General features: G+C 44.6%; 24 protein-coding genes. 10 read left to right on the top strand and 14 right to left on the bottom strand.

Going from position 1 to position 21,868, the window contains the following annotated elements; genetic code table 11:
• Positions 1 to 5: 5 nt before the first annotated feature.
• The 5 genes from uppS to rpsB all read right to left on the bottom strand — a co-directional run bounded on the left by uppS (position 6) and on the right by rpsB (position 4,217).
• On the bottom strand, positions 6 to 773 hold the full coding sequence (gene uppS / locus LSG37_RS07315) for a polyprenyl diphosphate synthase (protein WP_233079263.1): 768 nt from the start codon (positions 771 to 773) through the stop codon (positions 6 to 8).
• Positions 774 to 857: 84 nt separating this feature from the next.
• The gene (gene frr, locus LSG37_RS07310; protein WP_233079262.1) at positions 858 to 1,415 is read right to left on the bottom strand and encodes a ribosome recycling factor; all 558 of its coding nucleotides are present in this window, start codon (positions 1,413 to 1,415) and stop codon (positions 858 to 860) included.
• 44 nt (positions 1,416 to 1,459) lie between these two features.
• Positions 1,460 to 2,197: a UMP kinase gene (gene pyrH, locus LSG37_RS07305; RefSeq protein WP_008900629.1), complete on the bottom strand. Its 738-nt coding sequence runs from the start codon at positions 2,195 to 2,197 to the stop codon at positions 1,460 to 1,462.
• A gap of 185 nt (positions 2,198 to 2,382) precedes the next feature.
• A complete protein-coding gene (gene tsf, locus LSG37_RS07300; RefSeq protein ID WP_233079261.1) occupies positions 2,383 to 3,255 on the bottom strand; it encodes a translation elongation factor Ts in 873 nt (290 codons plus the stop codon).
• Positions 3,256 to 3,488: 233 nt separating this feature from the next.
• Complete coding sequence (gene rpsB / locus LSG37_RS07295; protein ID WP_008900631.1) at positions 3,489 to 4,217, bottom strand: 30S ribosomal protein S2; 729 nt, start codon at positions 4,215 to 4,217, stop codon at positions 3,489 to 3,491.
• A 241-nt stretch (positions 4,218 to 4,458) separates the two neighbouring features.
• On the opposite strand from rpsB, the gene map reads away from it, so the two are divergent.
• Genes map through dapD form a run of 3 tightly spaced genes read left to right on the top strand, consistent with a single transcriptional unit; the run spans position 4,459 to position 8,751 of the window.
• The gene (gene map / locus LSG37_RS07290) at positions 4,459 to 5,250 is read left to right on the top strand and encodes a type I methionyl aminopeptidase (RefSeq protein WP_008900632.1); all 792 of its coding nucleotides are present in this window, start codon (positions 4,459 to 4,461) and stop codon (positions 5,248 to 5,250) included.
• Between the two features lie 47 nt (positions 5,251 to 5,297).
• On the top strand, positions 5,298 to 7,922 hold the full coding sequence (glnD, locus tag LSG37_RS07285; protein ID WP_233079260.1) for a [protein-PII] uridylyltransferase: 2,625 nt from the start codon (positions 5,298 to 5,300) through the stop codon (positions 7,920 to 7,922).
• 4 nt (positions 7,923 to 7,926) lie between these two features.
• On the top strand, positions 7,927 to 8,751 hold the full coding sequence (dapD, locus tag LSG37_RS07280) for a 2,3,4,5-tetrahydropyridine-2,6-dicarboxylate N-succinyltransferase (protein ID WP_233079259.1): 825 nt from the start codon (positions 7,927 to 7,929) through the stop codon (positions 8,749 to 8,751).
• A 73-nt stretch (positions 8,752 to 8,824) separates the two neighbouring features.
• Here dapD and LSG37_RS07275 read toward each other — a convergent pair whose 3' ends face one another.
• The 3 genes from LSG37_RS07275 to LSG37_RS07265 are packed head-to-tail and all read right to left on the bottom strand — an operon-like array spanning position 8,825 to position 10,437.
• Positions 8,825 to 9,265 (bottom strand): flavodoxin, encoded by a 441-nt coding sequence (locus LSG37_RS07275; RefSeq protein ID WP_233079258.1) that lies wholly within the window; start codon positions 9,263 to 9,265, stop codon positions 8,825 to 8,827.
• A gap of 40 nt (positions 9,266 to 9,305) precedes the next feature.
• Positions 9,306 to 10,121, bottom strand: a complete 816-nt coding sequence (gene truC / locus LSG37_RS07270) for a tRNA pseudouridine(65) synthase TruC (RefSeq protein ID WP_366515549.1) — start codon at positions 10,119 to 10,121, stop codon at positions 9,306 to 9,308.
• On the bottom strand, positions 10,096 to 10,437 hold the full coding sequence (locus LSG37_RS07265; protein ID WP_233079256.1) for a YqcC family protein: 342 nt from the start codon (positions 10,435 to 10,437) through the stop codon (positions 10,096 to 10,098). The genes truC and LSG37_RS07265 overlap by 26 nt, the downstream gene beginning before the upstream one ends.
• Positions 10,438 to 10,551: 114 nt before the next feature.
• On the opposite strand from LSG37_RS07265, the gene LSG37_RS07260 reads away from it, so the two are divergent.
• Positions 10,552 to 10,848 carry a DUF3301 domain-containing protein gene (locus tag LSG37_RS07260; RefSeq protein WP_233079255.1) on the top strand — a complete coding sequence of 99 codons (297 nt, stop codon included), beginning with the start codon at positions 10,552 to 10,554 and terminating at the stop codon, positions 10,846 to 10,848.
• Here LSG37_RS07260 and LSG37_RS07255 read toward each other — a convergent pair.
• Together LSG37_RS07255 and LSG37_RS07250 are read right to left on the bottom strand one after the other, a co-directional pair.
• Complete coding sequence (locus LSG37_RS07255; protein ID WP_233079254.1) at positions 10,845 to 11,165, bottom strand: Mpo1-like protein; 321 nt, start codon at positions 11,163 to 11,165, stop codon at positions 10,845 to 10,847. The two genes, LSG37_RS07260 and LSG37_RS07255, sit on opposite strands and share 4 nt — an antisense overlap.
• 3 nt (positions 11,166 to 11,168) lie before the next feature.
• Entirely contained in the window at positions 11,169 to 11,831 is a 663-nt protein-coding gene (locus LSG37_RS07250) for a GNAT family N-acetyltransferase (RefSeq protein ID WP_233079253.1), read from the bottom strand.
• Positions 11,832 to 11,948: 117 nt separating this feature from the next.
• Here LSG37_RS07250 and LSG37_RS07245 point away from each other — a divergent pair, with 117 nt between their 5' ends.
• Positions 11,949 to 12,182: a DUF2789 domain-containing protein gene (locus LSG37_RS07245; protein WP_233079252.1), complete on the top strand. Its 234-nt coding sequence runs from the start codon at positions 11,949 to 11,951 to the stop codon at positions 12,180 to 12,182.
• A 63-nt stretch (positions 12,183 to 12,245) separates the two neighbouring features.
• Here the strand turns inward: LSG37_RS07245 and LSG37_RS07240 are convergent, their stop codons facing one another.
• Complete coding sequence (locus LSG37_RS07240; protein ID WP_233079251.1) at positions 12,246 to 12,611, bottom strand: DUF3192 domain-containing protein; 366 nt, start codon at positions 12,609 to 12,611, stop codon at positions 12,246 to 12,248.
• A 156-nt stretch (positions 12,612 to 12,767) separates the two neighbouring features.
• Between LSG37_RS07240 and LSG37_RS07235 the strand changes: the two genes are divergently transcribed.
• Together LSG37_RS07235 and LSG37_RS07230 are read left to right on the top strand one after the other, a co-directional pair.
• The gene (locus LSG37_RS07235) at positions 12,768 to 13,046 is read left to right on the top strand and encodes a hypothetical protein (RefSeq protein ID WP_233079250.1); all 279 of its coding nucleotides are present in this window, start codon (positions 12,768 to 12,770) and stop codon (positions 13,044 to 13,046) included.
• A complete protein-coding gene (locus tag LSG37_RS07230) occupies positions 13,046 to 13,822 on the top strand; it encodes a Zn-ribbon-containing protein (protein WP_233079249.1) in 777 nt (258 codons plus the stop codon). Before LSG37_RS07235 ends, LSG37_RS07230 begins: the two co-directional genes overlap by 1 nt.
• Positions 13,823 to 13,828: 6 nt before the next feature.
• On the opposite strand, the gene syd is transcribed toward LSG37_RS07230, so the two are convergent.
• Positions 13,829 to 14,356 (bottom strand): SecY-interacting protein, encoded by a 528-nt coding sequence (gene syd / locus LSG37_RS07225; RefSeq protein ID WP_233079248.1) that lies wholly within the window; start codon positions 14,354 to 14,356, stop codon positions 13,829 to 13,831.
• Positions 14,357 to 14,410: 54 nt separating this feature from the next.
• Here syd and queF point away from each other — a divergent pair, with 54 nt between their 5' ends.
• Entirely contained in the window at positions 14,411 to 15,250 is an 840-nt protein-coding gene (gene queF / locus LSG37_RS07220) for an NADPH-dependent 7-cyano-7-deazaguanine reductase QueF (RefSeq protein WP_233079247.1), read from the top strand.
• A 152-nt stretch (positions 15,251 to 15,402) separates the two neighbouring features.
• On the opposite strand, the gene LSG37_RS07215 is transcribed toward queF, so the two are convergent.
• On the bottom strand, positions 15,403 to 16,146 hold the full coding sequence (locus tag LSG37_RS07215) for a helix-turn-helix transcriptional regulator (protein ID WP_233079246.1): 744 nt from the start codon (positions 16,144 to 16,146) through the stop codon (positions 15,403 to 15,405).
• Positions 16,147 to 16,590: 444 nt separating this feature from the next.
• Here LSG37_RS07215 and LSG37_RS07210 point away from each other — a divergent pair, with 444 nt between their 5' ends.
• Positions 16,591 to 17,640: a hypothetical protein gene (locus LSG37_RS07210; RefSeq protein ID WP_233079245.1), complete on the top strand. Its 1,050-nt coding sequence runs from the start codon at positions 16,591 to 16,593 to the stop codon at positions 17,638 to 17,640.
• A gap of 460 nt (positions 17,641 to 18,100) precedes the next feature.
• Here the strand turns inward: LSG37_RS07210 and LSG37_RS07205 are convergent, their stop codons facing one another.
• Positions 18,101 to 19,867, bottom strand: a complete 1,767-nt coding sequence (locus tag LSG37_RS07205; RefSeq protein ID WP_233079244.1) for a M61 family metallopeptidase — start codon at positions 19,865 to 19,867, stop codon at positions 18,101 to 18,103.
• A 425-nt stretch (positions 19,868 to 20,292) separates the two neighbouring features.
• On the opposite strand from LSG37_RS07205, the gene LSG37_RS07200 reads away from it, so the two are divergent.
• Positions 20,293 to 21,846, top strand: coding sequence for a diguanylate cyclase (locus LSG37_RS07200; protein ID WP_233079243.1), 1,554 nt, complete (start codon positions 20,293 to 20,295; stop codon positions 21,844 to 21,846).
• The last annotated feature ends 22 nt before the right edge of the window (positions 21,847 to 21,868 follow it).

Genomic DNA, 21,868 nt, shown 5'->3' with positions numbered 1-21,868 from the left:
ATTGGTTATCCTTGTATCGGACGCATTGCCAGCTCACGGATTTGTGCTCCGGTACAACCAAAACGCCGCTCTCTGCTGGCGTAGGTGGCCAAAGCTTCCGAAAACACCTGATCATCAAAGTCAGGCCATAAAGTTTCGGTAAACCATAACTCAGCATAAGCAGCTTGCCACAACAAAAAGTTACTGATGCGTACATCACCACCGGTACGGATCATTAGATCCAGTTCCGGCTGTTCGTGCATTTGCATGCAGCCTGATAACAATTGTTCGTCAATTTGTGCGGCGGTCATCTCACCATCAGCTACTTTTTGCGCTAATTGCTGTGCTGCCTGCACTATGTCCCAACGTCCGCCGTAATTAGCGGCAACATTCAGGGTCAAAGCTGTATTCTGAGCTGTAAGCTGTTGCGCCTCTTTAATATGTTGTTTGAGTTTGTCGCTAAAGGGAGACAAGTCTCCGATAATATTCAGCCGTACATTATTCTTGTGCAGGGTTTTCACTTCCTGCTGTAACACCAGTAAAAACAGTTGCATCAAACCGCTGACTTCGTCTTCAGGCCGACGCCAGTTTTCACTGCTAAAAGCAAATAAGGTAAGAGACTGGATGCCTAATTTACGGCAAAAGCTCACAGCACGACGCACTGCGTCAACGCCTTTTTTATGACCCCATACCCGAGGTCTGCCTTGCCGTTCAGCCCAGCGTCCGTTGCCGTCCATGATAATGGCGACATGTTGTGGCAACGCGTTTTGTAACGCGGTTTGCACTTCTGTCATCTGAATCTGACCTTGTCACAATAATAAAAAACGCCGCGAAGTATACCCTACACGGCGCTATTTCCCTAATCAGGGCGGGGTTGATTAAACTTCCATCAACTCTTTTTCTTTGTCAGCTAAAACCTCGTCAACCTTTTTCACAAAGGCGTCGGTTAGCTTCTGAACTTCGTCTGCGGCTTTACGCTCGTCATCTTCACCAATTTCTTTATCTTTTAATAAAGTCTTCAGATCAGCATTAGCGTCACGGCGAATGTTACGCACTGCAACACGGGCACCTTCAGCTTCGTTACGTACTACTTTAACTAAATCACGACGACGTTCTTCAGTCAAAGCAGGCAATGGCACACGAATAGTGGTACCAGCGCTCATTGGGTTTAAACCCAAATCTGACTGCATAATGGCTTTTTCAACTGGCTGAACCAGAGTTTTATCAAATACGCTGATGCTCAGAGTGCGGGCATCTTCCACCGACACGTTAGCCACCTGGCGTAATGGTGTGTTTGCACCGTAGTAAGACACCTGAATGCCGTCTAATAAACTTGGGTGAGCACGGCCGGTACGGATTTTTGACAATTGGCTTTTCAGCGCATCAACGCTTTTTTCCATCCGGGTTTTGCTGTCTTTGAGAATATCGTTAATCACTTTGGCTATCCTTTTTTTGCTACACCAAAAAAGTGGCAGTTAGTTTACTGTAATTTTTCAGCGTGGTCGATCACTGTGCCTTCTTCTTCACCCAGCACCACACGTTTCAGTGCGCCAGGCGTATTCATATTGAATACACGAATTTGCATATTATGGTCACGGGCCAGCGTAAAAGCGGCTAAATCCATGACTTTTAATTCTTTTTCCAACACTTCTGTGTAGCTTAATTTGCTGTACAGAGTAGCTGTAGGGTCTTTCACTGGATCAGCTGAATAGACACCATCTACTTTAGTGGCTTTTAAAACCGCATCGGCTTCAATCTCAATACCACGTAAACAGGCGGCTGAATCTGTGGTGAAAAACGGGTTACCAGTACCGGCAGAGAAAATCACCACACGGCCAGACTTTAACAGACTAATGGCTTCTGCCCAGCTGTAATTGTCACAGACACCGTTTAACGGGATGGCAGACATCAGGCGGGCGTTTACAAAGGCGCGGTGCAGCGCATCACGCATTGCCAGGCCATTCATCACTGTGGCTAACATCCCCATATGGTCGCCGACCACACGGTTCATGCCAGCTTTGGCTAAACCTTCACCACGGAATATATTACCGCCACCTATCACTATGGCGACCTGAATACCTAATTCAACCAGCTCTTTGATTTCCTGAGCCATACGATCCAGCACTTTAGGATCAATACCAAAGCCTTCTTCACCCATCAGGGCTTCACCACTGAGTTTTAATAAAATTCTTCTGTAGGCTAGTTTTGGATTGCTCATGAGGTCCTCATTTATCTGGAAGGTATAACCTTTACTGTCGATTACTTGCATATTGTCAGGTCATACAGCGTGTTGGATAAACACAATCAGCCGTACTTCCTAAACTGTACACAAAAAAAACCGCGACAGACGAAGGTCAGGTCGCGGTTATTCTAGCTGGTTTCAAAGCATTGCTAAAGCGTAAATTACTTCTTAGCAGCAGCGATTTGAGCAGCAACTTCAGCAGCGAAATCAGTTTCAGCTTTTTCGATGCCTTCACCAACTTCTAAACGGACGTAGCTAACAGCTTTAGCACCGTTTTGCTTCAGGAATTCACCAGTAGTGATTGAAGGATCTTTTACGAACATCTGGCCAGTTAAAGAAACTTCGCCAGTGAACTTGGTCATACGACCAGCAACCATCTTCTCTGCGATTTCTTTTGGCTTGCCGCTGTTGATAGCGATTTCGATCTGGATTTCCTGCTCTTTAGCAACAACTTCAGCTGGCACTGACTCAGGAGTCAGGAATGAAGGGTTGTTAGCAGCAACGTGCATAGCAACGTCTTTAGCGATATCTTCGTTACCGCCTTCCAGTACTACTAACACGCCGATACGGCCTGAGTGAGTGTACTGACCAATCACGTCGCCCTGAACTACAGAGATACGACGGATGTTGATGTTTTCACCGATTTTAGTAACCAGTGTAGCGCGAGCTTCTTCAACTGTAGTGTCACCCAGTTGAGCAGCAGACAGCTCTTCAACAGTGAACAGCTTGTTAGCGTGAGCCAGATCAGCAGCAGCGTTAGAGAAAGCCAGGAAGCTTGCGTCACGGCCTACGAAATCTGTTTCACAGTTAAATTCGATTGCAACAGCGTAACCGTTGCCAACGCGAGTGATTACAGTACCTTCAGCGGCGATACGGCCAGCTTTCTTGGCAGCTTTAGCCTGACCGTTTTTACGCATTAATTCGATTGCGCCTTCGATGTCACCTGCAGTTTCTTCTAAAGCTTTTTTGCAGTCCATCATGCCAGCGCCAGTGCGCTCGCGTAATTCTTTTACCATACCGGCAGTTACAGCCATGGGGAGTTCCTCGCAAAATTTTTTCGTGGACAAACAGGGGCCTATGCCCCTGTATGTTTAAACTTGCTTTATACCCGTCGTCCTTGAAGCTGCCGCATTGTTACCTGCGATCTCTCGCCCCAATCAGATAAGACAGCTATCTTCATGGGGTCTCGCGCTCTTGTCGCCGCGCCGCAACTTCAATTACTTAGGGTATATGTAGCCTTGGTTACAAGGCTACAGAGACAATGCAATTACTCAGCAGCTACGAAGTTTTCAGATTCAGCCTGAACTTCGATGTTTTTGCTGCGGCCTTCAGTGATGGCCTGATTTACTGCGCCCAGGTATAACTGGATAGCGCGGATAGCGTCATCGTTACCTGGAATCACATAGTCAACACCTTTAGGATCAGAGTTAGTATCAACGATAGATACAACAGGGATACCCAGGTTGTTGGCTTCTTTAATTGCAATGTGTTCGTGGTCGGCGTCGATCACAAACAGAACATCAGGCAAGCCGCCCATGTCTTTGATACCGCCTAAGCTTTTTTCCAGCTTGTCCATTTCACGGGTACGGTCTAAAGCTTCTTTTTTAGTCAGCTTGTCGAAAGTACCGTCCTGGCTTTGAGATTCCAGGTCTTTTAAACGCTTGATAGACTGGCGAACAGTTTTCCAGTTAGTCAGCATGCCACCTAACCAACGGTGGTTTACATAGTACTGGTCAACTTGAGAAGCAGCTTCTTTGATTGCTTCAGAGGCAGCGCGCTTAGTACCAACAAACAGGATTTTGCCTTTTTTAGCAGCAACAGACTGAATGAAAGCCAGAGCATCGTTCATCATTGGAACAGTTTGTTCCAGGTTGATGATATGAACACGGTTACGAGCGCCGAAAATGAATGGCTTCATTTTTGGGTTCCAGTAACGTGTTTGGTGACCGAAATGTACGCCCGCCTGGAGCATATCGCGCATAGAAACTTTTGCCATTATAAATATTCCTTAGTAATGGGGTTGGGCCTCCATACATCCCATAAAACCGACCGTAACTCAATGAGTTGCAGCACCCCGGATTATGTGTCGATGTATGTGTGTTGTTTAGTTAATTGCAGTTTTAATCTGCGTTTTGCGTTTTTAGCAGAATCTGATTTGCCAAATCGCGGCGCGCTTTATACCATAGACACCCTTGAAACACAATGAAATGTGTATTTTTACAGCAGAGAGAGATGGCATGGCCGCGATTATTAAGACAGCAGATCAGATCGAAAAAATGCGTGTGGCAGGTAAGTTAGCTGCCGAAGTATTAGAGATGATTGAGCCATACGTCAAAGCCGGTGTCACCACCGAAGAGCTGAACACCATTTGCCACAACTATATTGTTGATGTGCAGCAGGCTATCCCTGCCCCACTAAATTACCACGGTTTTCCAAAGTCCATCTGTACTTCGGTCAATCAGGTGATTTGTCACGGTATTCCGTCCGCTGAGAAAAAACTCAAAGAAGGCGACATCATCAATATAGATATCACTGTGATTAAAGATGGTTTTCACGGCGACACCTCAAAAATGTTTGTTATTGGTAAACCCAGCATTCTGGCAGACCGTTTAATACGTGTGACGCAGGAATGCTTGTATATGGGTATTCGCAAAGTAAAAAATGGCGCCCGTTTAGGTGATATTGGTTTTGTTATTCAGCAACATGCCGAAAAACACAGCTACTCTGTGGTGCGTGAATACTGTGGTCATGGCATAGGCCAGGTATTCCACGAAGACCCACAAGTTCTGCATTATGGCCGCCCAGGCACAGGTGATACCTTAAAAACCGGTATGTGTTTGACGATAGAGCCTATGATCAACGCTGGAGAGCGTCATAGTAAATTGTTAAAAGACGGCTGGACGGTTGTCACCAAAGATCGTAGTTTATCAGCGCAGTTTGAACACACTATTGTCGTGACAGAGACTGGCTGCGAAATTTTAACTCTGAGATCCGACGACACCATAGAACGAATAGTCACGGCCGAGTAAGTCCATACCGCAGTAGCGGCGGCCGCTTAAGACCTGAGGTAAAGCAAATGAATATGGCGCTGGCGTTTAACAAGTCTTTACCTGGTTTATGTACTCTCGATAGTTATAAAAAACATTTTGTTGAGTTTAATGACTGGCTGAAAAATGCCTTTGAACATCAAACAGTCGGCAGCCTGGTTAAAGCACGTGCCCGTTTTATCGACGAGGTGCTGGTGTCTTTATGGCAGCATTTTGACCTGCATAAACATAAAAAAATCAGTCTGATAGCCGTAGGTGGTTATGGCCGGGGTGAACTACACCCCTGCTCTGATATCGACTTATTATTGCTGACTGACAGCAAACTCGACGCTCAGCAAAAAGAACAAATCAGCCAGTTTATTACCTTGCTGTGGGACCTACGTTTAGAAGTAGGCCACAGTGTGCGTAGCGTGAAAGAGTCTGTCACTTTAGGCAAAGAAGACATCACCATTGCCACCAACCTGATGGAAATGCGCCTGCTGACCGGCAGCAAAGAGCTGTTTGATGAGCTGCAGGTACTGGTGTGCAAAGACAACTTCTGGACTTCTCAGGCATTTTTTCAGGCGAAACGGGACGAGCAACAACAGCGTCATGCCCAGTACCACGGCACAGCCTACAACTTAGAACCGAATTTAAAAGCCAACCCTGGTGGTCTGCGTGATATCCAAACCATAGGCTGGGTGGCGAAAAAACACTTTAATACCAGAACCATGCGTGAGCTGGTGGCTTATCAATACCTAACTGAAGATGAATATCAGGAATTGATGGAGTGTGAAGCTTATTTATGGCAAATGCGTTTTGCTTTGCATGTTGAATCTGGCCGTAACGAAAACCGTATTTTGTTTGACTACCAGCCAGCCGTTGCCAAACGCCTGGGTTTTGGTGATGACGGTAAAGCGTCCGTTGAACGTATGATGAAACGTTTTTTCCAGACAGTGCAACGTGTAGCTGAGCTGAACGATATGCTGCTACAGCATTTTGACGGCAGTATTCTCAATAGCCAAAGCAAACTGAAGCAGCAAAAGCTGGATGACTTTTTTGAATTGACAGGTCATTTAATCCGCGCCACCGACAATGCAGTCTTTGCCCGTCGTGAAAATATTCTGCGTCTGTTCTGGCATATAGCCAATAACTCCAATATCACTGGCATTCACTCCGACACTATTCGTTTATTGCGTTTAGTACGGCGTCGTCTGATGGGCGATTTACAGGATTATGAAGCCTGCCGTCAGCTTTTTATGAGCATCATCCGCCACCCTCGAGGCATGGACAGAGCCATTACACTGATGCATCGCCACGGCATTCTGGCATCTTACCTGCCGGCATGGCGCAATATTGTCGGTCAGATGCAATTCGATTTATTCCACGCCTACACTGTGGATGAACACACGCACCGCGTGCTGAAAAATTTATACCGCTATTCACAAGCGGGTTTTGAAAACGAATTTCCGCTGTGTACCGACATTGTCAAACGTATGGAAAAACCGGAGATTTTATATCTGGCCGGTATTTTCCATGACATCGCCAAAGGCAGAGGTGGTGATCACTCCGAATTAGGCTCACTGGATGCACGCGAGTTTGGCAAGCTGCATAAGTTAAGTGACTTTGACAGCAAACTGCTGGCTTGGTTAGTCGAAAGCCATTTATTGATGTCAGTGACAGCACAGCGCCGTGATATTCACGACCCGGCAGTTATCGCTGAATTTGCTGATAAAGTGCGTGATGAAACCCGGCTGAATTATTTGTATTGCCTGACGCTGGCCGATATTCGTGCCACCAATGACAATTTATGGAATGACTGGAAAGGCTCGTTATTACGAGAACTTTATTTAGGCACACAAAAAGCCTTCCGCCGTGGCTTAGAGAAGCCAATGGATTTACGCGATTTAATTCGCGAAAATCAGGCAGAGGCCATGAAGCTGTTGCAAAAACAAGGCTTTACCGAACAAGAAGTGCTGCAGTTATGGGGCCGGATCAAAGCGGATTATTTCGCCCGTTATAACCCGAAACAAATTGTCTGGCACTGTGAACATATTCTGCGTCACAAAGATCCGGATGAGCCTTTGGTGCTGGTCGATAAAACACCGTTTCGTGGCAGCACTCAGGTCTTTGTTTATACGCCGGATCAAGACAACTTATTTGCCCATTTAGTGGCAGCGCTCGACAGCAAAAAGGTCAATATTTTTGATGCCCAGATCATGACCAACAAAGATGGTTATGCGATGGATACCTTTGTGGTGCTGGAGCAAAATGGTGAACCGGTGACTTCGCCATCCCGCTTACAAAGCCTCAAACGTGCACTGGAAAGCTATATTAGCGGCAAACCGGAGCTGTCACGCGGTAAACCCCGTTTGTCGCGCCAGATGCGGCCCTTTAATATAGCGCCCAAAGTGGTTTTTATTCCGGGTTCAAATAAACACCGCACTATGGTGGAGATTACTGCTTTGGATATGCCGGGATTACTGGCTGATATAGGCTCGGTATTCCAGCAATGTGAAATCAGTATTCACGCCGCCAAAATCACCACTATAGGCGAAAAAGCCGAAGACTTTTTTATGATTTCCACGAGACAGGATCAGGCGCTGGATGCCGATCAACAATCACAGCTGCGCCGTGTTCTTGTCGAACAATTAACTCATGTGACAGAGGGATAAAGTTTTGTCAGATTTAAAATCTATTATCGAAGCCGCGTTTGAAGAGCGCGCATCCATTACTCCAGCCACTGTAACGGCTGAAGTGAAAGCTGCAGTGACTGCTGCTATTGAACTTTTGGACAGCGGCAAAGCCCGTGTTGCCGAAAAAGTAGCAGGCGAATGGGTCACTCACCAATGGCTGAAAAAGGCTGTGTTATTGTCTTTTCGTATCAATGACAATAAGGTGATGGACGGCGCAGAAAACCGTTTCTTCGATAAAGTGCCGATGAAATTTGCCGACTACACGCACGAGCGTTTTGTCGCAGAAGGCGTGCGTGTTGTGCCTCCTGCCGCGGTACGTAAAGGCAGCTTTATTGATAAAAACGTGGTGCTGATGCCTTCATACGTCAATATCGGCGCTTATGTAGGTGAAGGCACTATGGTCGATACATGGGCCACTGTAGGTTCATGTGCCCAGATTGGTAAAAACGTGCATTTATCAGGTGGCGTAGGCATTGGTGGTGTATTAGAGCCTCTGCAAGCTAACCCAACCATTATTGAAGACAACTGCTTTATCGGTGCCCGCTCTGAAGTAGTGGAAGGTGTGATAGTAGAAGAAGGCGCAGTGCTTTCTATGGGTGTGTACATCAGCCAGTCAACCCGAATTTACGACCGTGAAACTGGTGAAATCACTTATGGCCGTGTACCTGCCGGTGCAGTAGTAGTACCAGGTTCTATTCCATCTAAAGATGGCACACACAGCCTGTACGCCGCTATTATCGTTAAAAAGGTTGATGCCCAGACCCGCGCTAAAGTAGGTATAAACGCTCTGCTGCGTAGCATAGACTAAGACGAAAATGGGTTCAGAACACATTAGTTATGCGTAACTAATGTGTCCTGACCACATTTCTTCAAACAGTGATTTAAAACTGCTGTTCTATCCAGGGTAAAGCCAGATCTTCTGCCTGCAGGGTTTCGCCTGCATCAATCTCTAAGGCCGGCGCTAACGCTGTGCCTTGTAATTCTGCCAATAATTCAGAGAATTGTTTGCCAGCCCCACAAAAGGTATCGCCATAACCACTGTCACCCAAACAAATCACAGCGTAGTGTTTGCCTGTTAATAATGGGAATCTGTCTTTTACGTCGATAAAAAATGGCAGCAGATTATCAGGAATATCGCCCTGACCTGTGGTGGAGGTGATCACCAGCCAGATATCAGGCGCAAAAGCTAATACATCATTGAGTTTAGGCTCGACATTTAACTGAGTACTATAGCCTTTAGCCTGTAAAATTTTTTCTGCTTCTTCGGCAACAAACTGAGCACCGCCGTAAACCGTGCCCACCATAATAGCTACTTTTTTCATAAATCCTCTGTTTTATAACTGTCGCTTTATATTTGGTACGTTAAAGCGGTGGCAAGCCACTTAACTCTGCCTGATCAAAAAACTTGCTGTACCAGCTATCTTCTGCAGGCCAACCGAATTCTGTAAATAACTGTTTTACTTCACCAAGCGGTGCTTCGATCACTAAATCGATACCTGTCACCGGATGTTTTAATTCCAGTCGTTTGGCAATCAGCAACAATCTGTGGCTATTGAAATGCTCGGCAAATAAGCGGTTATGTTTGCCTTCACCATGAGTGGTATCCCCCACTATTGGATGGCGTAAATGCGATAAATGCCGGCGCAGTTGATGCTTACGACCCGTTAAAGGCTGTAGCGCCACCAGTGAATAACGTGCAACCGGATATTTACCTATAGCTATGGGCAACTCCGCCTGGGCTAAAGGCCATAAAGCCGTTACAGCGTCCTGCTTGTCTTTATCCTGATCTGCTAATTTATCAGCTATTTTATCCAGTTGCTCTTTGAGCGGATAATCCAGAACGCCCGCTTGTTTAACAAAACCACGGCAAACCGCCAGATAAAACTTGCACCAGTGCTGTTCCGTTAACTGTTCTGTCAGTAAACGTGCGACATCAGCAGATAACGCAAATAACAACACACCAGAGGTGGGTCTGTCGAGCCGGTGTACCGGAAACACATGCTGACCTATCTGGTTACGCAGAGTTTGCATCACAAATACAGTTTCGTGTCTGTCTAAAAACGAGCGATGTACCAGCATGCCCGCAGGTTTATCGATCGCCACAAGGTACTGATCCTGATATAAAATATTCAGTACAGGAGGTGCTATTAACTCAGGCTCTGGCAATGCTTTGCTCACGTTTACCACTTAATAATTCATCCAAATCCGCAATACGATTAATCAGCAACAAAGTACGATGATCTAAGTGTTTAAAAGCTTCTTCGGCCATAGGACAGACCGCAATTTGTTGCGGCAATGGCAAACTCCCTTCCACTAAAGCACGCATACGGGGTAAAAATACAAATTGCAGCCAGTTTTCCAATGGCATCGTATCGCAAAAAAATGGTGCCGTGCTTTGCATGGCCTCTGCGCTTGGAGCGATAAGCGCCCAAAGCCCTGCAGCTTTTAATTCGCGTTCAATCTGATTTAATAAATCTGTGACCTGTAAGTACATGCTTCTGCTAATCCTACTTAACCTGGCGCGGATTTTATCACAGCCAGAACTTGTACTGTCTTGCAAAAACAACAGAGCGTCGCCATTATGCTGTTTCATAACAAAGGAGTCATGATGGATTTTGTCTGGTTATTATTGTTAGGTATGGCTTTTGTTTATGCGTTTTTACTGCAACGTAAGCAGGATGAAACAGCCGTAAAGCTGGCCAAACACCTGTGTAAGCAACAGGAACTGCAGTTTCTGGAATGCGCCAGAGGCAAACATCAGTTTTCAAAACTGGACAACAGATGGCGCTGGTTTACCAGCTATCAGGTAGATTTTAGCGGCGACGGCGAAAGTCGTTATCAGGCCGAACTGCGTTTATCCGGCTTGCGGTATTTAAGTTTTCAGTTACCGCCTTATCGGATCTAAGGCAATTTCTGTAGTTTCTGCTCCAATTGCCCTGTCAGAAAATCTTTATACATCACCCAATCCGCCGCCAGACTGTAAAAAGGATATTTAAAGGTGGCGGGTCTATTGTGTTCAAACTTAAAGTGGCCAACCCAGGCAAAACCATAACCTGCCACTAACATCAGCCACCAGTAACTCCATGAACCTGTAACTAACAAAGTGGCCAAAATCGCCAGCACTAAAGTAGAGCCTATGTAATGCAAGCGGCGACAGACAGGGTCTTGATGTTCAGATAAATAATAGGGATAAAACTCAGAAAAACTACGAAAGCCGGACATCTGTTATGACTCCACCAGCGTTAAAGGGCTGCTTTGCCTTGGTCGGAACATTAAAGTACCTTTGACTTTGCTGAAACTCAAGTCTGTGACTTGTTGATAATGATCAGAACTAAAAAAAGCTTTGTTTTTATCCAGAGTAACAAAAACACCAATACCCAAAGAAGCAGGATTTTGTTCTACGATAGAATCCACTGCATGCATTAAATAATGACCTAATCCCAGATGCTGATACTTAGGCGAAATAGCGATAAAAGCCAACATATGGTAATGCTTCACCGGCATAGCCGCATGAATTCGTTGTTCTTTTTCCAATAGCTGTTTGGTCGAAACAAAACCTGCTGTCAGTAACATTTTTAGCCGCCAATGCCAGAATCTGTCACCACTCAATTTAGAACCTGGTTCTGTAACACAAGCCACACCTAACAACTGCTGCTCAATAAAAATACCTATCACTGGCTGTTCTTCCTGCCAGAATACATTCAGCTCCTCACGGATGGCCGCTCTTAAGCGTTGTTCATAGTCGCTTTTTTCCGACTGGAAAATATCCATAAACACTGGATCGTCGTGATAAGACTGATATAACAAAGAAGCGGCTAGTTTCAGTTCATCGGGGGTTAACAACTGTGCTTTAAGCTGGTTAAGATCAAGAGCAGGTTGATTTGGCATGATATGTCCCTGTTATTTCTTGTAGTTTGAGTATCAACATAGCAGCGAAGATACAGATTGCCAATGCAGCATAGTGATCGAGCCACTACACTTAATACAAACCACTAAGGAATTACAATGATGGATATGACCACACACGACATGGCGACACTTTTTGCTCAGCTGGGTTTAGACAATAGTCCATCGGACATTCAAGCTTTTATCGCTAATCATAAACTTACCCCTGAGTTATCTTTATCTGAAGCATCGTTCTGGACAGAGGCTCAGGCCAATTTTCTTAAAGAAAACTGGCGGCAGGATGCTGACTGGAGCGCTGTGATTGATGAGTTAAATGTGCAGTTAAGGCACTAATACTGCTTTTAAGATAAAGGGAAGTGCTGTCGTACTGGCAACACTTCCCTGGTCCAGGGATTGTTACAGCTGGCGATAGGCTTTTTCGCCCCAGCCAGTTAACACACCGTTTTTAAATACCAACGGAGTGCATTCATTTTTAGTGGTTTCACCGTCGCTATGCTCATGATGAGTGCGGTAAAACAGCACTACGGTTTCATTGTCGCCTTCACGGAATGACTCACTGAAATCTGGTGTACCTAACTGACCACGGACTGAAGCTAATTCAGTGCCCAGATTTAACTGGCTGATCACCTGATTATTTAATTTTTGCGTTTTTTTCCAGGACGAATTATTGCTGCCATTCTCATCCTTACCGCCTATAGCCACCACACAACCAGATAAAGCCATCATGGCTGTTGCTACTGTTAATACCTTTAAATAGTTCATTGCTTGTCCTTAGAGTTTTAACTTGTTGTTTTTTAAAAGCAAAACTGGGGCCAACTTTTAAAGTTGTTTAATAACAATAACTTAAAAAATCATGCTAGTGATATGAATAACTTAGGTGGTAAATTTCACTAAATTTTAGTGAAACTAAAGAAACTCATGGAACAACTAAGCCAACAAGTCGCAAAAATTGCGGCTCAACTACAGCAAGAAGGCAAAGAACCCAGCCTGGCGTTAGTCAAAGCCCGTTTAGGTATAGCCACTATGAGTCCGGCTTTATTACAGGCCTATCAGGCCTGGCGTAATGGGGGTGTTAGTGTACAAAACACTGCTGAGCAAGCATCTCAGCCGGTGAGTGAACAGCCTTCAGATTTGCAGGCAGATCTGGCACGCATTGAAGCCAAACTTGATTTGATTATCAAAAAGCTGGGGCTCTGATGTTAGTTGCAGAGCTGGAATTTAAAATTATTGCCGACACCAGCTTTGACCAAGCGGAACAGGGTATTCGCCATTATCTGGAAAAGCTGATTTTTCAGGGCCAGATCTTAGGCCGCGAATTCCCGACTTATCAGGCTAAAGACAGTTTTTTCAGCCGTGTTGTTTTGCCACAAGCTGATGCTTTGGATAAAAAATCACACAGCAAAGTTGGCCTCAACGCTTTAGAGCAATTGCAGCAAGTGGGTTTAAGTTATCCCAAGCTGACGGTTCTTGGCGATGATTTAATGTCAAATCATACTGACCCCTGCCCTTCTCACTCTGCTTTGATTTTATTTTGTAGTTTTTCAGCTACCAACTCAGTGCTGTACTGCGCTGAACATTTTGCCCCTGTGCCTTTGTACAAAGTGGGCCGAATATCAGGTGAAGATTTTGAGCCTTTAGTACGCTGGCAATTGCAGTATCAGGCACTGGATGAGATTCAGATGCAGCAATCCAGAGTGCTGTTTAAAAGCGCAGAACAAAGTGTGCAGGGTTTTTACAGTGGCTTAAACCAACAAGGTTATAAACAGGCCAAAGCGCTGAGCAAAGAACTGAACAAGCCAGTTTATTATTATCTGTACAGTGGCAGCAGTACCGACTGTGCCACTGAAACAGAGAAAAAATGCCCATCTTGTGGCTCTGACTGGAAACTAGGTCAGAGCTGGCATGGCCTGTTTGATTTTTGTTGTGAACCTTGCCAACTGGTATCAAATATCGCCTTTGACTGCCAGAGTTGAATCAGCTCAGAAACTTAGCTGCTGCAAAAAAGTAGCTACATCAGGCGCTAGCAAGTCTTTGACTTCCATCCCTACTTTTTCCAAATACACTTCACCTGTCGCCACTAACACTGATATTAGATAATCGTCGTGATCAGTGGCGGCAATAAATACAGTTTCACGCTGCTTTAAGCGTCTTTTCATCAGAATATGCGCGATGATGTTTTGCTGCAGCCGCTCAAAATCAGCCTGATGCCAACTCATCAATAGCTCCAGCTCTCCCCTTTCGTGCTGAACCTTTAAACCCCCACCAAAATAGCTGGTGTAAAAGCTTACCAGTTGTTGTGGAAACTCCAGCTCTAAAGCGTGCTGAGTGTTGGATAAATCCAAAGCAGGTTCAGCTTTTACCGGACACCAATGCACTTCACCGTCCACCACCTCACCATACTGACAAGGTGAATCCTGTTCAGGGTCAAGCCAACTGAGAAGTGTCGGGTGTTGTTTTTGATAAGACTCTACAAATTGTGCAAATTGCTGATGGAATTGGCCCGGCATGGTGATTCGCTTCTGTGCTAAAATTGCCGCCATTCTAACTTGGTTGTTGGTGTTATGACAAAAATACAAACAGAACAATTAGCAGGACTGACATTAGGCCAGGCCACTGCTTATATTGATCACTACAGTCCTGAATTATTGCAGGCTGTGCCGCGTACTTTAGGCCGTCAGGCTATAGGTTTAGGCGAAGAATTACCTTTTGTTGGTCAGGACACCTGGCATGGCTACGAGTTATCATGGCTGACGCCTAAAGGCAAACCTATGGTGGCTCTGGCTACTTTTGTGGTGCCTTTTGATACACCCAATCTGATTGAATCCAAATCCTTTAAATTGTATTTAAACAGCCTAAATCAAAGCAAATTTGCCGATATCAGCCAGTTATACCGCACCATGAAAACCGATTTATCGGCATGCGCCGGTGGTCCTGTGCAAGTGACTTTGCATAACGTCAATGAACTGACCGCCTTTCAACCGACCTGGTTGCCAGGCCGTTGCATAGACGATTTAGATATTGAAGTTGAGCATTACGACTACAAACCAGAGCTGCTGCAACTAAACCCAACAGGTGCTTTGGTGGACGAAAAGCTGCATTCGCATTTGCTGAAATCCAACTGCTTAATCACCTCCCAACCTGACTGGGCCAGCGTTTATATTCATTACAAAGGTAAGGCGATAGATCATGCGTCCTTGCTGAAATATCTGATTAGTTTCAGAAGTCATAATGAATTTCACGAGCAATGTGTAGAGCGGATTTATTTGGATTTATGGAATTTATGCCAGCCGGAATTTCTAATGGTATACGCCCGCTACACCAGAAGAGGCGGCCTGGACATCAACCCACTACGCAGCAGCGAACCTTGCGACCAGCCTAACTTGCGGTTGACACGACAGTGATGAATGGGGGTAAGTTTTATTGCCCCCCAAAGTGTCACAATACAGCCAAACTTGGCGGCACTATTATGACGTTTAGGTATGACGTTTAGGCGCTATCAACCTCTGGGCATTGATTGTTTCTATGCGCGGCCAAGTTTTAGCACTAAGACTTATTAGTCGCTGGCATATAAAATTTGGGCAATGAAATGTTTAAAATTAGCTTTCTGATAAGGCTCCATAGTGAAACCTATAACACTAACCGTCAGGACTAATAGCAGAACAGAGAACAGAGCGGGTTTACTAAACAAAAAGGCCGCTCGACGCAAATTTGTATGAAGTTTACTTAACAGTGCTCTTAGAGGGAAAGGTCTCTTGATCATTTGCCTTATAAAGTCCGAAACCCCTTGCCGTTTATATAAATCCCAACAAACTCCGGCTATTGTAGAGAGAACAAGAAGCGGCAACAAAGCTATGGTTAGATTAATGATCAAGCTTATCCATTGCGGCAAAACCTCACTAAATAACGTCAGCCTTGTGGTATGGATCCAGTCTACATTCGGGATTTTAGTAAACAACATAAACAGCATTACCATTGAAGCGGGTAAAAACAGCGCTAAAGAGAGCTGAATTGCCTGGTCGCTTAAGGTAAACGTGGCGCGGGTTTGGCTAACGATAACGCAGGTTTCGTTTGAATCCGCGGCCTCTTCATCTGCAACTGTAGCTAACTGCAATGATTCTGGCGCTAATTCAAATACTGCTGCAAATGCCTTTACTGACTCCAGCGAAGCCGTGCCACTTTTTTCGATTCGTTGCACAGTTCGCAAGCTTAACCCCGTCACTTCAGCCAACTCACTCTGACTCCAAGCGCGCTTTTTTCTCAGCTCTATTAAAATTTTACTGTTTATTTGCATGTACATGAACCGCTACCTTCCCAAGTTGCTAAAGATATCATTTTGAAGCTTTTTAAGCCTTTGAAAACGTCGCGGTAGCGTCATTAATGCGACATCAATATGACATTGGGAAGAAAATCAAAAGAATTTAATCATTTACTCCATTTAAACTCGTGCTTGAGCAGCCAGCAGGTTAAGGTCTTGCCTCTTGCCCCAAAATAATTTATTGATTTAATTTCAGTGAGTTTAAAGAAAAAACCATAGAAAACTGCTAACAAATCATCTCTCAAAGAGCGGGGCAAAGGGCAAGACCTTACCCCATTTTGCTCACGCTTACCTATAATTCGTTATGATTTCTAAAGATGCAGTGTAATATTCAGTGCATTAAATTTACAAGCACAGGCCAACAGGAACCTAAATAAGGAACAACCCACTAAATAAGCGTTCTTTCTTTACTGGAATCACAAATCTATGAATCTGTTTGAACCGCTCGTTGAAAATGCAAAACTCCACAAAAATTTTCGCTCGATCATGAAAGAATCAAAGGCTTTGGAACGAGCCGAACTTCAACGTTGGGCTGAAGGTTTTCCTGATAGAGACGGTAAGTTTATCCGAGAGTTTCAAACTTCTTTTAATTCTTGTTTCTGGGAAATTTACCTTTACGCTTTATTTAGGGAGTTTGGGTTTGAATTTAACTGGGATTCGGCCTCACCAGACTTCCAAATTCTTAGTGATAAAATGGACCTTATTGTCGAGGCCACAACAGCAAATAACAGTAGAGGGAAAACCGCAGAGTGGGAGTATTCTCGCTCCGCAGATGATCTTCAAAATATGCGTTTTGGAGAAATGAATCGAGAATCAATCATAAGACTGTCTAATTCATTTATTTCAAAGGCTGATTTATATAAGCGAAAGTACAGTCAACTCGAACATGTAAAGCGAAAACCGTTCATACTTGCAATAGCACCATTTGAACAACCCAATTTCAATTTGCAATACAACAGACCGATAGTGGCATTACTTTATGACTACTATGTCGACGAGGATGCATATCTCGATAACCCCCATAAGTATCCAGATGGTCCACCAAGCCGAAGCTTGGGATTTGTAGAAAAGGACAATGGTGCAGAAATTGAACTTGGATTTTTTACAAACGGGGGTTTCCCTGAGATTAGTGCTGTTATTTTTAGTTGTACTGCTACTTGGGGAAAAGTTGATGCCATGACTGAAAACCCCAATGTTAAGAGAATTATATCTACGGTTTGGGGGAATGGCCCAAATGGAGTTCCTGAAAAACGGGTATCGGATGCAAAAGATTATTCTGAAACGCTTCAAGACGGTTTACAGATTTACCACAACCCTTATGCACGGCATCCACTGGACCCTCATACGTTTAGAAAACGTGGCGTGGTTCAAGTTTTCGCAAACCCCGTTACAAAAGAGCTAATGTGGGAAGGTGAAGAAAATTGCTTGATGTATCGAATGACGAACAACCTTAGCTTTGGCCAAAATGAGAGATAACAAGGTGTTCAAGATCATTCGCATTATTCACTGAATACTTCGCTGCTTAGCCTCTTTAACACAGCGTTAACGTCCGCAATAAGCGCTTTTCAGTATATAGTGGCAATTCAATTCCAACTACTGCCACCAAATCCCCATTAGGACGCAAGCCGGACAAAATTGAGTGGCCAAGGTTTTAAGACGCGGACTGTTTGAGTAAGGAGCGGTAGCGACGAGCGAGTTACCGCGTCGCCTTGGACGCACGATTTTGGGCCGGGCTTTCGCTGCGGCCTGGGGTCGCCTTTTCTTTGGATACTTTCTTTTGGCGAAGCAAAAGAAAGTATCTCGCCAGCGGCGAAAGCTTTAAAGCAAAAAATGTAGCAATTAAAAACAGTTACTGCAGAGTGAAGCAAGAAGTTGTAAACGAACTTCGTTTGTCGCTCTAACAGCACGGGCAGAGTTAAACCCTGCCCAACAGTTTCTAAAGATCAACCCCCAACCATGCCTTATGCATCGCCTTTTGCTGACGGCTTGGTTTAGCCACAGGTTCGATTTTACCTATACCTTTTGGCTTATCAGCCAACACCAGTTGTTGATGCTGTAATCTGCCCTGACGGAAATAACTGACTTGCACCTTGTCACCGGCTTTAAAATCCTGCAAACGATGGGCTAAATCGCCTTTTAACTGCAAAGCATTAATAGCAACAATTAAATCTTCAGAGGTAAAACCCGCTTTCCAGGCCGGGCTATCACGTTCAACCCTTTGCACCAACGCAAAACCGCTTTTGTCCTCAGCCACAATACCAGCAAAGGTTTCACGTTCTTTGCCCCTTTGCCATTGCAAACCAAAGCTGGCTAATAGCTGCTCAGGCTCAAATTTCATCGGCTGCTCTATTTGTTGCTGCCACCATAAGTTTTGATCTTCTCCTGTCAGCTCGGAAGCAATCTGGATCACATCTTCGGCGGTAAAAGCTGTGGTTTTAGCAAAACGCTGATACAGCTGATTATGCAATTCGCGGTAGCTGGCTTTGCGGCCTGATTGCCGTAAAATTAATTCATCCAGCAGCCAGCTGGCGATATAACCTTCAGAGTAAATACTGACATTAAAATTAGCGCCGTGATCTCCGCCAGAGCTTATCCAGCTGTCAAAGCTGCCTTCGGCTACCGACTGCACTAAACGACCAGGGCTATGCGTAAATCTGTTCAGTCGTTTGGTCAGGTCCTGATAAAACTCTGCTTTTGTCATTAAACCAGCACGCAGTAACAACTGGTTCTGGAAATAACTGGTAGAGCCTTCAGCTAACCACAACAGCTTGCTGTAGTTAGGGTTGATATAGTCATAAGGCACTAACTCAGCTGGCCTGTATGCTTTGACATTCCAGGTATGCACTATTTCGTGTGACGCCGTACCTAAAAACTCTAGATAATTAGCTCGGGGTGCAAAAGTAAATCTGTCGCGTTGGATCACAGTTGAATTTAAATGCTCAGTGGCTCCACGCACACCGTCTGTGGCATGCACAATAAACACATAACGGCTATAAGGATAACCTTGCCAGATAGAGTCCGTTTGCTGCACCAGCTTTGCTAAATCTTTTTGCATCTGGGTCGCGTTGTAATTGCCTTCGCCCCAAATCACCAGATCGTAATCACGGCCATCCACCTGAAAATTGTGGTGTTGGTTGATGCCTGTTTCTATAGGTGAATCGGCCAGCACATCATAGTTAGCGGCAACAAATTTGTGTTCGTTATCCTTTTTATCCATACCAGAGAAAGAGCGCCAACCTTTTGGTACTTCCAACTGCACCGATACAGCTTCAGCTTTGTGTGGCTGGCTGAACATTAAATAAGCGCTGGCGTTGATATAAGCATGAGTTTCATCAATATGGCGAGTGCGTTCCACCAGTTGATTGGCATAGACTGTATATTCCACTACCACTTTACCTGTTGTTGCAGGCTCTAACGTCCAGCTGCTTTTTTCAGTTTTTTGCCATCTGATGGCTTGGCCTTGCGCATCCACAGCACTGAAGCCACTGATGCCATTGGCTAAATCTAAAATTTTATATTTACCACTGCGCCAGGATGGCAACATTAAAGTCAGAGCTTTGGCCTCCGCCACATTCAACTCCATTCTGACTTTTGCTAAATGATGCTCTGGTTCAGTGATACTGATTTGATAATCCACTTGTGCCCAACTGTAAGCTGAGCTGCTAATTATGATCAGTGCAAAAAATACTTTCAGAAACTTCACGCTGTAACCTCCAAAACCAAAAATGAAAAACAACCATAAATTCAAACAAATAGCCAATAAAACACCACCAAAAGCCAGATAAAAGCGATCAGAATTATGTAACCCATTTCGTACTATTACATTTTAACTTTTACTTTCAGATCAAATTCTGCTTTAATGCACAGCGTCCTGACAGGGACAACCCTATTAACTTCAGACTAAAAGTGAACAAGATGAACTATCTGACCTCTGCTGAAGAACAAAGCTGGTTACCTTACTATTTAACCAAAAAGTAATCACAAAAAAATACCCTACATAATTGCTGATTTGAAGCGGACTTTTAGTCCGCTTTTTTCATTTCCTGCCAGAATATCCTGTCGCTTTTATCATTATTGCAGATATACTTAGCTCAAACCGAGCGGGTTTGTACCTGGGGAATTATTCTGGTGGCCGAGCAGCAAAGTGATGTAAGACAACAGCTGGCAAATGCAGTAAAAGCGCGCAAGCAGCTGGAAGATACCTACGAAAGTCAGTTTAAAATTTTATCTCAGTTTGTCTCCAGGTTGTCTTTGACCTGTAAAGGCATAGATATTGAGCTGGATAATAAGCTGGCACGTTTACGTCAGGAATTTGCCAAAGGCACAGATCTGGAAAAAATTCTGCCTTTAGTAGAAAGCGCCGTTGAAACTCTGAAAACTCTGGAATCACGCCAGCAATCTGAATTAAAGAAAGCACAAAGCACCATCACTGATGCCGGTAAATTGCTGCAAAAGCAACGTGGTTTACCAGACCAGTTAAGGCGCGATCTGCGTGATTTACTGACTAAAGTAGAAGAGCCCTCTGCTACAGTGCAGGCGTTTTTGCCTCATATTACCCATTTAACAGAGTTATATCAGTCAGCTTTAGCCACCAAACAGCAGAACGAGCAAGGCGACACGGCTGATGACAATAAGTATCAGGCTATTTGCAAGCAAATCTCTATTGAACTGACCAACCTGCTAAGCGAATTGGCTTTTGAAGGTAAATATGGCCAGGACATAGAAAGAATTCGCTTAACTTTATTGTCTGATGTCAGCATTGAAGCGCTGCTGGAATCCTGCTTACGCACTATTGAAATTATTATTGCTTCAGTGACTGACGAGCGTCAGTCGGCTCAACATTTCCTGCTAAAGCTAAACGAAGCCCTGACCGGGGTGCAGCAAGCTGTTGTTTCGTCACTGAATACATCAAACAATATCAAAGAAAAAATGCTGCTGCTGAACCAGCAAATAGAGCAGCAAATTACCAACTTAACTGCAGACACTAAATCAGCCACTTCACTGGAGCAGTTGCAGTCTTTGGTCAGTACTAAACTTGGCGCCATTACTAACTCTTTGCGTGAAAAAGAGCAGTTGGAAAGAGATGAGCGTGAGCTGATGCTCACCACCTTACGTCATATGGAATCCCGTCTGTCAGAGCTGGAACAGGAAGCGACCCAATTTAAAAAACGTCTGGCTGAACAGAAATTCAGAAGCTTGCAGGATGCATTAACTGAATTGCCCAACAGAGCAGCTTTTGACGAACGTTTTGAGCTGGAAATTCGCCGCTCTCAGCGTTATGGCAAACCTTTGGCTATAGCTTTGGCTGATGTAGATCACTTTAAACAAATTAACGATAACTATGGCCATAGTGCTGGTGATAAAACCTTAAAAGTCATAGCTCAGGCGTTAAAACAGAGCTTACGCGAAACCGACTTTATTGCCCGTTATGGTGGCGAAGAGTTTATTATTTTGTTCCCGGAAACACATTTATCTGAACTTAAACAGCCTCTGAATAATCTGAGGGAGAGGATCAAGAAAATCCCCTTTAAATTCAAAGACCAGAACGTTCCCATTTCAATTTCTTTTGGTGCGACTGAACTCAAAACATCTGACAACAACAGAGCTGCTTTTGACCGTGCAGACGAAGCTTTATACGAAGCCAAACGTGCAGGCAGGGATCGAGTCGTGCTGAAAAGCTGAACAACGGCGCAAGCCGGGTCAT

This window comes from Rheinheimera soli (genome assembly GCF_021290985.1).
Taxonomy (GTDB): domain Bacteria; phylum Pseudomonadota; class Gammaproteobacteria; order Enterobacterales; family Alteromonadaceae; genus Pararheinheimera; species Pararheinheimera soli.
Note: the sequence above shows the minus strand (reverse complement) of the source record. Positions and strands in the feature narration are given on the sequence as shown.